At 48.6% G+C, this 13,742-nt stretch carries 15 protein-coding genes; 14 read left to right on the plus strand and 1 reads right to left on the minus strand.

Annotated features, from left to right (window positions below):
* The first annotated feature begins 278 nt into the window (after window positions 1-278).
* The 10 genes from msrP to fis all read left to right on the plus strand — a co-directional run bounded on the left by msrP (window position 279) and on the right by fis (window position 8,815).
* Window positions 279-1,283: a protein-methionine-sulfoxide reductase catalytic subunit MsrP gene (gene msrP, locus AB1E22_RS07330; protein ID WP_367594753.1), complete on the plus strand. Its 1,005-nt coding sequence runs from the start codon at window positions 279-281 to the stop codon at window positions 1,281-1,283.
* 1 nt (window position 1,284) lies between these two features.
* Window positions 1,285-1,884 (plus strand): protein-methionine-sulfoxide reductase heme-binding subunit MsrQ, encoded by a 600-nt coding sequence (gene msrQ / locus AB1E22_RS07335; RefSeq protein ID WP_367594754.1) that lies wholly within the window; start codon window positions 1,285-1,287, stop codon window positions 1,882-1,884.
* Window positions 1,885-2,116: 232 nt separating this feature from the next.
* Window positions 2,117-2,569 carry a type II 3-dehydroquinate dehydratase gene (aroQ, locus tag AB1E22_RS07340; RefSeq protein WP_367594755.1) on the plus strand — a complete coding sequence of 151 codons (453 nt, stop codon included), beginning with the start codon at window positions 2,117-2,119 and terminating at the stop codon, window positions 2,567-2,569.
* 21 nt (window positions 2,570-2,590) lie between these two features.
* Window positions 2,591-3,064, plus strand: coding sequence for an acetyl-CoA carboxylase biotin carboxyl carrier protein (gene accB, locus AB1E22_RS07345; protein ID WP_367594756.1), 474 nt, complete (start codon window positions 2,591-2,593; stop codon window positions 3,062-3,064).
* Window positions 3,065-3,074: 10 nt separating this feature from the next.
* Complete coding sequence (gene accC / locus AB1E22_RS07350) at window positions 3,075-4,421, plus strand: acetyl-CoA carboxylase biotin carboxylase subunit (RefSeq protein ID WP_367594757.1); 1,347 nt, start codon at window positions 3,075-3,077, stop codon at window positions 4,419-4,421.
* Between the two features lie 113 nt (window positions 4,422-4,534).
* A complete protein-coding gene (locus AB1E22_RS07355) occupies window positions 4,535-4,777 on the plus strand; it encodes a YhdT family protein (RefSeq protein ID WP_367594758.1) in 243 nt (80 codons plus the stop codon).
* Complete coding sequence (gene panF, locus AB1E22_RS07360; protein ID WP_367594759.1) at window positions 4,767-6,221, plus strand: sodium/pantothenate symporter; 1,455 nt, start codon at window positions 4,767-4,769, stop codon at window positions 6,219-6,221. Before AB1E22_RS07355 ends, panF begins: the two co-directional genes overlap by 11 nt.
* Before the next feature lie 11 nt (window positions 6,222-6,232).
* Entirely contained in the window at window positions 6,233-7,114 is an 882-nt protein-coding gene (gene prmA, locus AB1E22_RS07365) for a 50S ribosomal protein L11 methyltransferase (RefSeq protein ID WP_367594760.1), read from the plus strand.
* A gap of 413 nt (window positions 7,115-7,527) precedes the next feature.
* Window positions 7,528-8,493: a tRNA dihydrouridine synthase DusB gene (gene dusB / locus AB1E22_RS07370; protein WP_367594761.1), complete on the plus strand. Its 966-nt coding sequence runs from the start codon at window positions 7,528-7,530 to the stop codon at window positions 8,491-8,493.
* Window positions 8,494-8,518: 25 nt separating this feature from the next.
* Window positions 8,519-8,815 carry a DNA-binding transcriptional regulator Fis gene (fis, locus tag AB1E22_RS07375; RefSeq protein WP_000462905.1) on the plus strand — a complete coding sequence of 99 codons (297 nt, stop codon included), beginning with the start codon at window positions 8,519-8,521 and terminating at the stop codon, window positions 8,813-8,815.
* A 139-nt stretch (window positions 8,816-8,954) separates the two neighbouring features.
* On the opposite strand, the gene AB1E22_RS07380 is transcribed toward fis, so the two are convergent.
* Window positions 8,955-9,278: a DUF1889 family protein gene (locus AB1E22_RS07380; protein WP_367594762.1), complete on the minus strand. Its 324-nt coding sequence runs from the start codon at window positions 9,276-9,278 to the stop codon at window positions 8,955-8,957.
* Between the two features lie 358 nt (window positions 9,279-9,636).
* On the opposite strand from AB1E22_RS07380, the gene AB1E22_RS07385 reads away from it, so the two are divergent.
* The 4 genes from AB1E22_RS07385 to AB1E22_RS07400 all read left to right on the plus strand — a co-directional run bounded on the left by AB1E22_RS07385 (window position 9,637) and on the right by AB1E22_RS07400 (window position 13,735).
* Window positions 9,637-9,858, plus strand: coding sequence for a hypothetical protein (locus tag AB1E22_RS07385; protein WP_034459881.1), 222 nt, complete (start codon window positions 9,637-9,639; stop codon window positions 9,856-9,858).
* Window positions 9,859-10,347: 489 nt separating this feature from the next.
* On the plus strand, window positions 10,348-11,373 hold the full coding sequence (locus tag AB1E22_RS07390) for an amino acid ABC transporter substrate-binding protein (RefSeq protein WP_367594763.1): 1,026 nt from the start codon (window positions 10,348-10,350) through the stop codon (window positions 11,371-11,373).
* Between the two features lie 70 nt (window positions 11,374-11,443).
* Complete coding sequence (locus AB1E22_RS07395; protein WP_367594764.1) at window positions 11,444-12,625, plus strand: amino acid ABC transporter permease; 1,182 nt, start codon at window positions 11,444-11,446, stop codon at window positions 12,623-12,625.
* Window positions 12,626-12,634: 9 nt separating this feature from the next.
* Window positions 12,635-13,735 (plus strand): amino acid ABC transporter permease, encoded by a 1,101-nt coding sequence (locus tag AB1E22_RS07400; RefSeq protein WP_367594765.1) that lies wholly within the window; start codon window positions 12,635-12,637, stop codon window positions 13,733-13,735.
* The last annotated feature ends 7 nt before the right edge of the window (window positions 13,736-13,742 follow it).

Below are 13,742 nucleotides of genomic sequence, written 5' to 3' on the forward strand. Positions count from 1 at the left end.
TTAACTCCGTGTGGTGAAAATAGACCTGCCTGACCTGATGCGGCATTACATAGTAAAAGAGCGGGTCTGGCAAACGTGACGAACGGATTCTCACCCTTTGTGGTATAGAACCAGCTTGAAACACACGCTTTCAAGTATAGACTTCGCCCCCTCTTTTTCCCATCAATGGCGATTAACCCCCTTAAACAGCCCATTTAAGTTTCAATTTTTTGTGACATATTCGCAGGGTTAGCCGTTCTCCGTCATGCTTAGGTTGTAATGCCACTCTGGAGAATAAGATGAAAAAGGTCGACTGCTTGACCGAAGCCGATGTCACACCCGAATCCGTCTTTATGCTGAAACGTCGCCAGGTGCTGAAAGCGCTAGGCATTAGTGCGGCCGCCCTTACACTTCCTCAAACGGCACAGGCGGATATTCTCTCCTGGTTTAAAGGTAACGACAGGCCGCCCGCGCCGTCTGGGAAGCCTTTGCAATTCAGCCAGCCTGAACAGTGGCAGGCAAAGTTGACTATGACGCCAGAAGATAAAGTCACTGGCTACAATAACTTTTATGAATTTGGCCTTGATAAAGCCGACCCTGCCGCCAACGCCGGTAGCCTGAAAACCGATCCGTGGAAAGTCAGTATTAGCGGTGAAGTTGCAAAACCGCTCACGCTTGATCTCGATGATTTGTACAAGAAATTCCCGCTTGAACAGCGTATTTATCGGATGCGCTGCGTTGAGGCCTGGTCGATGGTTGTCCCATGGATTGGCTTCCCGCTCCACAAATTATTGGCGATGGTTGAGCCCACCAGCAATGCAAAATACGTCGCCTTTGAAACGCTTTACGACCCGGAACAAATGCCCGGACAGAAAGATCGATTTATTGGCGGTGGGTTGAAGTATCCCTATGTTGAAGGGTTACGCCTTGATGAAGCAATGAATCCCCTGACGCTGCTAACCGTTGGGGTTTATGGCAAAGCATTACCCCCACAAAACGGTGCCCCGATACGTCTCACCGTTCCGTGGAAGTACGGCTTTAAAGGAATAAAGTCGATTGTCAGTATCAAACTGGTACGTGAACTGCCCCCGACAACCTGGAATATGGCCGCGCCTGACGAATATGGGTTTTATGCCAACGTAAATCCGCATGTTGATCATCCGCGCTGGTCGCAGGCCACTGAACGATTTATCGGTGCGGGCGGCGTGCTTGATGTGAAGCGCCAGCCAACATTGCTGTTTAATGGCTATGCCGATCAGGTTGCATCGCTTTATCGCGGTTTGAATCTGAAGGAGAATTTCTAAAGTGAGATTAACAGCGAAACAGGTCACATTCCTGAAAGTAGTGCTGCATCTGGCTGCCTTTTTGCCGTTTGTCTGGTTATTTTATGCCGCAAGCCAGGGGCTGTTAAGCGCCGATCCCGCCAAAGATATTCAGCATTTTACTGGCAGGATGGCGTTGAAGTTATTGCTGGCAACGCTTTTAGTTACGCCTTTAGCCCGTTATGGGAAGCAACCGCTGTTGATTCGCACCCGCCGCCTGCTGGGATTATGGTGCTTTGCGTGGGCGACACTTCATTTAATCAGTTATGCCACGCTGGAGTTGGGCATCAATAATCTGGCGCTACTTGGCCAAGAATTGGTGACGCGCCCCTATTTAACTTTAGGAATAATCAGTTGGCTGGTGCTGCTATCATTGGCAGCAACATCCACCCAAGCTTTACAGCGAAAATTAGGCACGCGCTGGCAAAAACTGCATAACTTCGTCTATCTTGTGGCGATTCTGGCACCGATTCATTACCTCTGGTCAGTGAAGATAATCTCCCCTCAGCCACTGTTTTATGCGGCAGGGGCAGTCATCCTTTTGGCCTTGCGCCACAAGAAGTTTCGCCAGTGGCTGCGATAACACCAGATATGTGTTCTTCCCCGCAGAAAAGTGATCAACCATTCCCCTGAAAAGGATATCGGTTGATCATCTTCCCTGATAAGACCAGTATTTAGCTGCCAAATGCTACGAAATCGTTATAATGTGCGACTTTGGTTTTTCTGACAGGCCATTTTCTGGCTCTGAAGGTGACAACCGAGCAACTTAGGTATATTTTGTAAATTACCTACAAATTGCAGGAGATGGCAGCACGATGTCAGCTAATTTTCACATTTTGCTTTTGAATGGTCCGAACCTTAATATGCTGGGCACACGTGAGCCTGAGAAGTACGGCACGCAGACGTTAACCCAAATTGTTAACTCGCTCGAAGATGAAGCAAAGCAGCTAAATGTCTCGTTAAGTCACCTGCAATCCAATGCGGAATATGCGTTGATCGACCGAATTCATCAGGCTAAAGACACTGTCGATTTTATTCTGATTAATCCGGCCGCGTTTACGCATACGAGCGTTGCACTGCGTGATGCCTTGTTAGCGGTAGATATTCCGTTTATCGAGATCCATCTCAGCAATGTGCATGCGCGTGAACCCTTCCGTCATCATTCATATCTTTCTGATAAAGCGGTTGGTGTCATCTGCGGATTAGGCGCTGACGGCTATTCATATGCACTACAGACAGCGGTAAAACGTTTGTCAAAATCCATCTAAACAAGAGTACGGAACCCACTCATGGATATTCGTAAGATTAAAAAACTGATCGAGCTGGTTGAAGAATCAGGCATCTCCGAACTGGAAATTTCTGAAGGCGAAGAGTCTGTACGCATCAGCCGCGCACCGGCAAACACGGGTTTCCCGATGATGCAACAGGCTTATGCAGCTCCAATGTACCAGCAGCAGCCAACCCTGGCTGGCGCTGTTGCCCCTGCCGCAACACCAGTAATGGAAGCGCCAGTTGCTGCTGAAGTCAGTGGTCACATCGTGCGTTCCCCAATGGTCGGTACTTTCTACCGCACCCCAAGCCCGGATGCTAAAGCATTTGTTGAAGTTGGCCAAAAAGTAAACGTTGGCGACACTCTGTGCATCGTTGAAGCAATGAAAATGATGAACCAAATCGAAGCTGACAAAGCCGGTGTGGTGAAAGCCATCCTGGTTGAGAATGGCCAACCGGTTGAATTTGACGAGCCGCTGGTCGTCATCGAGTAACGAGGCGAACATGCTGGATAAAATTGTCATCGCTAACCGTGGCGAGATTGCTCTGCGTATTCTTCGTGCCTGTAAAGAGCTGGGCATCAAGACTGTCGCTGTGCACTCCACTGCGGATCGCGATCTAAAACACGTATTGCTGGCGGATGAAACCGTATGTATCGGCCCGGCTCCATCCGTGAAAAGCTATCTGAATATCCCGGCAATCATCTCTGCGGCAGAAATTACTGGTGCAGTAGCGATTCACCCGGGTTATGGCTTCTTGTCTGAAAACGCCAACTTTGCTGAGCAAGTTGAGCGTTCAGGCTTTATCTTCATTGGCCCGCGCGCTGAAACTATTCGTCTGATGGGCGATAAAGTTTCTGCGATCAATGCGATGAAGAAAGCTGGCGTACCTTGTGTACCAGGTTCTGACGGCCCGCTGAATGACGATATGGATAAAAACCGTGCCCATGCTAAACGCATTGGCTACCCGGTGATTATCAAAGCGTCCGGCGGCGGCGGCGGTCGTGGTATGCGCGTTGTACGTAGCGATGCCGACCTGGAACAATCCATTAATATGACCCGTGCGGAAGCAAAAGCTGCTTTCAACAACGACATGGTCTATATGGAGAAGTACCTGGAAAACCCACGCCACATCGAGATTCAAGTTCTTGCTGATGGCCAGGGTAACGCGATTTATCTGGCTGAACGTGACTGCTCTATGCAGCGTCGTCACCAGAAAGTTGTTGAAGAAGCGCCAGCGCCAGGCATCACGCCTGAACTGCGTAAATTCATCGGTGAGCGCTGCTCCAAAGCGTGTATCGACATCAACTATCGCGGTGCTGGTACCTTTGAGTTCCTGTTCGAAAACGGTGAGTTCTACTTTATCGAGATGAACACCCGTATTCAGGTTGAGCATCCGGTAACAGAAATGATTACCGGTGTTGATCTGATTAAAGAACAACTGCGCATTGCAGCTGGGCAGCCAATGTCTATTAAGCAAGAAGATGTTCAGGTTCGCGGTCATGCGGTTGAATGCCGTATTAACGCCGAAGATCCGAATACCTTCCTGCCAAGCCCGGGCAAAATTACTCGTTGCCACGTGCCGGGTGGTTTTGGTGTACGTTGGGAATCGCATATCTATTCCGGCTACACTGTTCCTCCGTACTACGACTCAATGATCGCGAAGCTTATCTGTTACGGTGAAACCCGCGAAGTTGCGATTGCTCGTATGAAGAATGCTCTGGCTGAGCTGATCATCGATGGCATTAAAACCAACGTTGATTTGCAAACGCGCATCATGAACGATGAAAACTTCCAGCACGGTGGAACAAACATCCACTACCTGGAGAAGAAACTGGGTCTTCAGGACTAAGTTCTCTCAGGTTTTCAGCTTAAAAGGCCGGTTTTCCGGCCTTTTTCTTTTTTGATCCCCATCCCGCAGCTATGCGTTACAATCGCCGCTTTCCGCCAACTCAAGGGATAATAATGGACGCGCGTTTTGTTCAGGCCCATAAAGAAGCCCGCTGGGCGCTTTGGCTGACTCTTTTCTATCTTGCAGCATGGTTAGTGGCTGCTTACTTACCTGGTAATGAGATCGGCCCAACCGGCCTGCCGCACTGGTTTGAAATGGCATGCCTGCTGGTACCGTTGCTGTTCATTTTGCTGTGCTGGGCAATGGTTCGGTTTATCTTCCGTGACATTCCTCTGGAGGATGATCATGCAGCTTGAAGTTATATTGCCTCTGGTGGCGTATTTGTTGGTGGTATTCGGTATTTCAATGTACGCCATGAGGCGCCGCACTACGGGTAATTTCCTCAACGAATATTTCCTTGGCAGCCGTTCAATGGGTGGCTTCGTGTTAGCGATGACACTCACCGCTACCTACATCAGCGCAAGCTCATTTATTGGTGGGCCAGGGGCGGCATATAAATACGGTCTTGGCTGGGTTCTGCTGGCGATGATTCAGCTTCCGGCGGTTTGGTTGTCGCTGGGTATTTTAGGTAAAAAGTTTGCCATTCTTGCCCGTCGCTATAACGCCGTTACCTTGAATGACATGCTGTATGCCCGCTATCAAAGCCGTTTACTGGTGTGGCTGGCGAGTGTGAGCCTGCTGGTCGCTTTTGTGGGCGCAATGACCGTCCAGTTTATTGGCGGAGCGCGACTGCTGGAAACCGCCGCCGGTATTCCTTACGAAACAGGCCTGTTGATTTTTGGTATCAGTATTGCGCTGTACACCGCATTTGGTGGCTTCCGAGCCAGCGTTCTCAACGATGCCATGCAGGGAATGGTGATGTTAATCGGCACGATTTTGCTGCTGGTTGGCATCGTTCATGCTGCGGGTGGTTTGCATAGCGCGGTTGATAAACTTCAGCATATCGATCCTAAACTGGTTTCGCCGCAGGGTGCGGATAACATTCTGTCTCCGACGTTTATGACTTCATTCTGGGTGCTGGTCTGCTTTGGGGTGATTGGTTTGCCTCATACCGCAGTGCGTTGTATCTCGTATAAAGATAGCAAAGCCGTACACCGCGGAATTATTCTCGGCACGATTGTGGTCGCTATTCTGATGCTAGGTATGCACCTGGCGGGAGCATTAGGCCGCGCGGTTATCCCTGATCTGAAAGTCCCTGATTTGGTTATTCCAACATTAATGGTCACCGTTTTACCGCCGGTCGCGGCGGGCATTTTCCTCGCCGCCCCGATGGCCGCCATTATGTCGACAATCAACGCCCAATTGCTGCAATCTTCAGCTACGATCGTCAAAGATCTTTATCTGAATATGCGTCCGGAACAGATCCACAATGAAAAGCGTCTGAAGAGGATGTCATCCGTGATCACCCTGGTGCTGGGGGCATTATTGCTGCTCGCGGCCTGGCGCCCACCGGAAATGATTATCTGGCTGAATTTACTGGCGTTTGGTGGGCTTGAAGCCGTGTTCCTGTGGCCGTTGGTGTTGGGCCTGTATTGGGAACGCGCCAATGCTGCCGGGGCGCTGAGTGCAATGATTGTCGGTGGTGGACTGTATGCGGTGCTGGCGAGTTTCAAACTCCAGCCACTAGACTTCCACCCTATCGTACCGTCGCTATTACTAAGTTTGCTGGCGTTCCTGGTGGGCAACCGTTTTGGTCAGCCGCTTCCTGTTCCAGCACTCGTTTCAACTACTGATAAATAAAGAGTTTCGCTATGCCATGGATTCAACTGAAAATTAATACTACCGGTGGGAGCGCTGAAGAGCTCGGCGATGCACTGATCGAAAGCGGTGCGGTTTCCGTTACCTTTCAGGACACCCATGACACACCGGTATTCGAGCCGCTGCCAGGCGAAACCCGTTTATGGGGCGATACCGATGTCATTGGACTGTATGACGCTGAAACGGATATGAAAGAAGTCGTGGCAATTCTCGAAAACTGCCCACTGCTCAGCGTCGGTTTCCACCATAGAATTGAACAGCTTGAAGACAAAGACTGGGAACGTGAATGGATGGACAACTTCCACCCAATGCGCTTTGGTCAACGTTTGTGGATCTGCCCAAGCTGGCGTGATGTTCCGGATGAAAACGCCGTAAACGTGATGCTTGACCCGGGCCTTGCATTTGGTACCGGCACTCACCCAACTACTTCGCTGTGCCTGGAATGGCTTGATGGCCTGGATCTGGCTGGCAAAACGGTAATTGATTTCGGCTGCGGCTCCGGCATTCTCGCGATTGCCGCACTGAAATTGGGCGCAGCCAAAGCGATTGGTATTGATATCGATCCACAAGCGATTCAGGCCAGCCGTGATAACGCGCAGCGCAATGGCGTTTCCGATCGCCTTGAACTCTATTTACCAAAAGACCAGCCAGAAGCCATGAGCGCCGATGTTGTCGTCGCTAACATCCTTGCAGGCCCATTACGTGAACTCGCGCCGTTAATCAGCGTGCTGCCTGTACAGGGCGGTTTCCTGGGGCTTTCTGGTGTACTGGCAAGCCAGGCTGAAAGTGTTTGTGAGGCGTATCAGGATAAATTTACTCTCGACCCTGTCGCTGAAAAAGAAGAATGGTGCCGTATTACCGGTCATAAACGTTAATCCCACCGTCTAAAACAACATGGCCTTCGGGCCATGTTGTCGCTGAATAAAACCCTTTTTACCCCACATTTCATTCCGTTCCCTTTACGGAAAACGCCTCTCTTTTCACTCGGCAAAATGGGATGCAGCTCTCAGAAAAACACTAAAATAGGTGAACAAAACAGCAATTTATCTGGCGCTTACTGCTTATTTTGCGGTTAATTGCTGTCAAATTTCACTAAAAACCAATAGAGCAAATATTAACCAAAAACAGGTAACTAAATGAAAATTAATATAAATAATTTTCATTTTATTCTCTGGATAATGATTCATTGATCTACAACATCTGATTGTTCAAAGTTTGTCCTTTCATCTCGTGTAAAAAATGCGTAATATACGCCGCCTTGCAGGTATGAATGGTCATTTCTTAACTCATGCACATCGGACACCACCAGCTCAGAAATCGACTAATCGCAGCACCTATGGCTGGTATCACTGACAGACCATTCAGGACGCTGTGTTACGAAATGGGAGCCGGGTTAACCGTTTCCGAGATGATGTCCTCTAACCCTGAAGTTTGGGCGAGTGATAAATCACGTTTACGAATGGTGCACGTGAATGAACCAGGTATCCGCACCGTGCAAATCGCCGGGAGCGATCCTGATGAGATGGCAGAGGCCGCACGCATTAACGTGGCTAATGGCGCCCAGATTATTGATATCAATATGGGATGCCCGGCTAAGAAAGTGAATCGTAAACTGGCGGGCTCCGCTCTGCTGCAATACCCAAGCCTGGTGAAGTCTATCCTGACGACGGTCATTAACGCAGTTGACGTACCCGTTACGTTGAAGATTCGCACAGGCTGGGATACGGCGCACCGTAACTGTGAAGAGATTGCCCAACTGGCTGAAGACTGTGGCATTCAGGCTCTGACAATTCATGGACGCACACGCGCCTGTTTATTTCAGGGTGATGCTGAATACGACAGCATTCGGGCAGTTAAGCAGAAAGTTTCCATTCCGGTAATCGCGAATGGTGACATTACTGACCCGCTTAAAGCCAGAGCTGTGCTTGACTATACAGGGGCTGATGCTCTGATGATAGGACGTGCAGCTCAGGGAAGACCCTGGATCTTTCGGGAAATCCAGTATTATCTGGACACTGGAGAGTTGCTTCCTCCACTGCCTCTGGCAGAGGTGAAGCGCTTACTTTGTGGACACATTCGGGAACTTCATGGTTTTTATGGCCATGCAAAGGGATACCGAATTGCTCGCAAACACGTTTCCTGGTACTTACAGGAACACGCTCCAAATGACCAGTTTCGGCGCACATTCAACGCCATTGAGGATGCAAGCGAACAGCTTGAGGCGTTGGAGGCATACTTCGAAAATCTTGCGTAATTAGAAATAAAGAGCTGACAGAACTATGTTCGAACAACGCGTAAATTCTGACGTACTAACCGTTTCCACCGTTAACTCACAGGATCAGGTTACCCAAAAACCTCTGCGTGACTCCGTGAAACAGGCACTGAAGAACTATTTTGCTCAACTGAATGGTCAAGATGTTAATGATCTGTATGAGCTGGTATTGGCTGAAGTAGAGCAGCCATTGTTGGACATGGTGATGCAATACACCCGTGGCAACCAAACCCGCGCTGCCCTGATGATGGGCATCAACCGTGGCACGCTGCGTAAGAAATTGAAAAAATACGGCATGAACTGATATTAATCAGTTAAGTTGTTGTTTAAAAAGGCGCTACTCGGCATGGGGAAGCGCCTTTTTTAATATTCGTGATACATCAGGTGAGAAACTAACTTCCGAATAAAGACGATCGATTGAAAAGAGCATGCATCCGTAAAACTTAATCGGTATGCGCATGTTCAGCTTGTACTAGTGCCCGGAGCTGCTCCTGCATATACGAAGAAAAGTATTCAGGATTTTTAATAAGAACACGTTCGCCGGAGTCGATTTTTTCAGCCCACCCAGCCACTTTTTTTGTGAATTCAATATTCCATCCTTCCTTAGTAGCCCGCGCTGTAACATCTTCTGCACTAGCAGGTACACCTAGCGCTTTCAGGTACTTAAATATTCCCTTAGCTGTACTCTCATCCATAGAATGTGGCGTTGATGCAGATGTGTTCATACCGCCAATATAATCCAATGCTTTTTCAATGACAGCTGGCATATTCTTATCCTTAAATTAACCATGTATTAAACGAGTCTGTAGCATGCATCGACGCTTACCAGTTAACCATATGGCTTGAATGGTTACTACTCTTGGTCATGCACGCTTTTTTATAGTTGTGACACGGCTCGGTTATCTGAAAATGCGTCACTTCACTTTCTCTCCACACTCCTTTGCCCTTTGTTCACTTTTCTCCACTTTGTTTACACAGCACATGAATTGCAATTATTCCTCTCTCCTCTTAATCCACCCCCCGGTGATAAAATCAGCTTATTCACACCGGAACAGGTTTTAAGGTACCTCTTTACTTTAATACACGAGTTATCCCTGACCGGAGTTTGCGTTAACGAGGTTCCAAATGAAAAAGCTTATTGCCGCTGCGTTGCTTTCTACACTTCTGGCTGGCTGTGCAACCAATTCACCTTGCGTTCCAGTCTATGATGACCAGGGTCGTTTGGTGCACACCAATACCTGTATGAAAGGCACTACTCAGGATAACTGGGAAACCGCAGGCGCTATTGCCGGTGGGGCCGCTGCCATTGCGGGTTTAACCTTGGGTATCGTTGCTTTAACTAAATAAGTACCACCACTTTGAAAAAGCGCGCCCTTATGAGGCGCGCTTTTTTATTTGATGCGCGAAAGGAGTTTGTTTGCATCATTTGAGTGCAACCTCCTTGAAACCAACAAAATTTTAGCGTGAAACAAATCACTCCATTCTTTCTACGTTTGTTTTATTGCAGCAGTAGTCGTGATCACTTTCACATTCCAATCTGAATAGTATTCAGGCTAATTTTCCCCCACGAAATTACTTCTTTTAACATGATCAAAAACTGAAACTTTTTTGCGCTGAAATGTGGCGTAGGTTTCAGTTTTGCACCTTTGCGGGGCGCTGAGAGCCATTTTTACTGTCTACACTCTGCTTACTGTGACGAGAGGTGCACGCACACTGTCTCTCGCAATCTTGGCACTCCGTTTGCTTTAACCAGACAGGCAGATGCCGCAGACAGGAAAAACGGCGCCACTCGGACGCCAACACTTATAACGATAATTTCGCCACACAGGATGCATTATGAAAAAGACATTGATCTCCACTCTGGTCGCTGCCGGTGCATTATTCGCGGTTGTAAACCAGGCTCATGCTGGCACTACATTTGACGCGGTTAAAAAGAAAGGCTTCGTGCAATGCGGGATAAGTGATGGCTTGCCTGGTTTTTCTTATGCCGATGCAAACGGCAAATTTACCGGTATTGATGTGGATGTTTGCCGCGGCGTCGCTGCTGCGGTATTTGGGGATGCCTCGAAAGTTAAATATACACCCCTGACAGCGAAAGAGCGTTTTACCGCACTTCAATCCGGTGAAGTGGACATTCTGTCGCGTAATACCACATGGACATCTTCACGCGATGCCGGTATGGGTATGGTGTTTACCGGCGTCACATATTATGACGGTATCGGCTTCCTGACGCACAATAAAGCAGATTTGAAGAGTGCTAAGGAACTGGATGGCGCAACGGTTTGTATTCAGGCGGGTACGGATACTGAGTTGAACGTGGCTGACTACTTCAAAGCAAACAATATGAAATACACGCCGGTAACCTTTGATCGTTCCGATGAATCTGCCAAAGCACTCGAATCTGGGCGCTGCGATACCCTCGCCTCGGATCAGTCTCAGCTCTATGCCCTGCGCATTAAACTAAGCAAACCAGATGAATGGATTGTTCTGCCGGAAGTCATCTCGAAAGAGCCTCTGGGGCCGGTCGTTCGCCGTGGTGATGAGGAATGGTTCTCCATCGTGCGTTGGACGCTGTTCGCTATGCTGAATGCCGAAGAGATGGGGGTGGACTCGAAAAACGTTGATCAGATGGCGGCCAATCCAACAACGCCTGATATGGGCCACCTGTTAGGGAAAGAGGGTGATTTTGGTAAAGATCTAAAACTTGATAATAAATGGGCTTACAACATCGTCAAACAAGTCGGTAACTATGCTGAAATCTTCGAACATAACGTTGGATCCGAAAGTCCTTTGAAGATCAAACGTGGGCAAAATAATCTGTGGAACAAAGGCGGGATCCAATACGCACCACCGGTTCGCTAAGCGATACATCAGAAATGGGCACTACTGCGGTAGTGCCCAGGGTTAGAGTTTATATTACTGAGGTTCGCTTATGTCCCATCGCCGCCCACTCTTAAAAGGTGATATATCCTTTTCTAATCCAGCGGTTCGCGCCTGGCTGTATCAGATTATCGCCGTCGTCGTTGTCGTTGGCATCGCTATTTACCTGATACACAATACCGTCACCAACCTTAGCAATCGTGGCATTACCTCAGGTTTTGCATTTCTCGACCGCAGCGCGGGTTTCGGTATCGTTCAGCATCTTATCGATTACGAACAGGGCGATACGTACGGCCGCGTGTTCGTCGTCGGTCTGCTGAATACCTTATTGGTTTCTGCGCTGTGTATCGTATTCGCTTCATTTATCGGGTTCTTTCTCGGTCTGGCTCGCCTGTCTGATAACTGGTTACTACGCAAACTTTCTACGTTCTACATTGAGACGTTCCGCAATATTCCGCCTCTATTGCAGATTTTCTTTTGGTATTTTGCGGTATTGCGTAACCTGCCGGGTCCCCGTCAGGCGGTCAATGCCTTCGATCTTCTCTTTGTGAGTAACCGCGGACTTTATATTCCTTCTCCACAAATCGGCGAAGGAGCTCTGGCATTTGTTGCCGCGATTGTTCTGGCATTGATCGTCTCTGCGGGTTTGTTTCGCTATAACAAAATGCATCAAATCAAAACCGGACAACTGCGCCGTTCCTGGCCTTATGCTTTAACGTTGCTGATCTTATTACCCATGTTTGCTCAGTGGGTTTTCGGTGCGGCATTGCATTGGGATGTACCGGCATTACGCGGCTTTAACTTCCGTGGCGGTATGGTGTTGATTCCAGAGCTCGCAGCACTCACTCTGGCTTTGTCGGTATATACCTCCGCATTTATCGCCGAAATCATTCGTGCCGGTATCCAATCGGTACCTCACGGCCAACATGAAGCGGCACGTTCTTTAGGGATACCGAACCCGGTCACATTGCGACAGGTCATCATCCCGCAAGCAATGCGCGTGATCATTCCTCCGCTCACCAGTCAGTATCTCAATATTGTGAAGAACTCATCTCTGGCAGCTGCTATCGGTTATCCGGATATGGTTTCACTATTTGCAGGCACGGTTCTAAACCAGACCGGTCAGGCAATTGAAACCATTGCCATAACCATGTCGGTCTATCTGATTATTAGCCTGACGATTTCGTTACTGATGAATATCTATAACAGACGAATTGCCCTGATTGAGCGCTAAGGAAATATGATGACTAAAGCATTGATGTCACATCAAGCGCCCCCAAAGGTAATTCGCTCAGGGGCGATGCAATGGATTCGTAGGAATCTCTTTTCCAGCTGGTCTAACAGTTTACTGACCATTTTCTGCATATGGATGATGTGGGAGTTAATTCCACCCTTATTAAACTGGACGATTTTCCAGGCGAACTGGATTGGTGACAGCCGAGCAGACTGCACCAAAGAAGGTGCATGTTGGGTGTTTATCCACACACGTTTTGGACAGTTTATGTATGGGCTTTATCCGCACGATCAGCGCTGGCGAATTAATCTCGCCCTCATTATTGGCCTGACATCCATTATTCCCATGTTCTGGAATGCCATGCCGAGGCGGGGGCGTTATATCGCCGCATGGGCTGTTATCTACCCGCTGATAGTTTGGGGGCTGTTATACGGTGGATTTTTGGGGCTGGAGCGCGTCGAAACACGTCAGTGGGGCGGGTTAACTCTAACGTTGATTATTGCTTCGGTGGGGATTGCCGGTGCTTTGCCGCTGGGGATTTTACTGGCATTAGGGCGTCGCTCAACAATGCCAGTCGTCAGAATCTTGTCGGTGATATTTATCGAGTTCTGGCGCGGCGTACCGCTGATTACCGTGCTGTTTATGTCATCAGTGATGTTACCGCTATTTCTCTCTGAAGGCACAAGCATTGATAAATTAATCCGCGCGCTGGTCGGGGTCATTTTATTCCAGTCGGCTTACGTGGCTGAAGTAGTACGTGGGGGTTTGCAGGCTTTACCAAAAGGACAATATGAAGCAGCAGAATCGCTGGCGTTGGGATACTGGAAAACTCAAGGGCTAGTTATCTTACCGCAAGCCCTGAAAATGGTTATTCCAGGCCTGGTTAACACGATTATTGCCCTCTTTAAAGATACCAGCTTGGTGATCATTATTGGCCTGTTTGATCTCTTTAGCAGCGTACAACAGGCCACGGTTGACCCTGCATGGCTCGGTATGTCGACCGAAGGCTATGTCTTTGCCGCTCTTATTTATTGGATTTTCTGTTTCAGTATGTCGCGCTATAGCCAACATCTTGAGAAGCGTTTTAACACCGGACGAGCACCGCATTGAGGATGAA

This window comes from Buttiauxella gaviniae (genome assembly GCF_040786275.1).
Classification (GTDB): Bacteria; Pseudomonadota; Gammaproteobacteria; order Enterobacterales; family Enterobacteriaceae; genus Buttiauxella; species Buttiauxella gaviniae_A.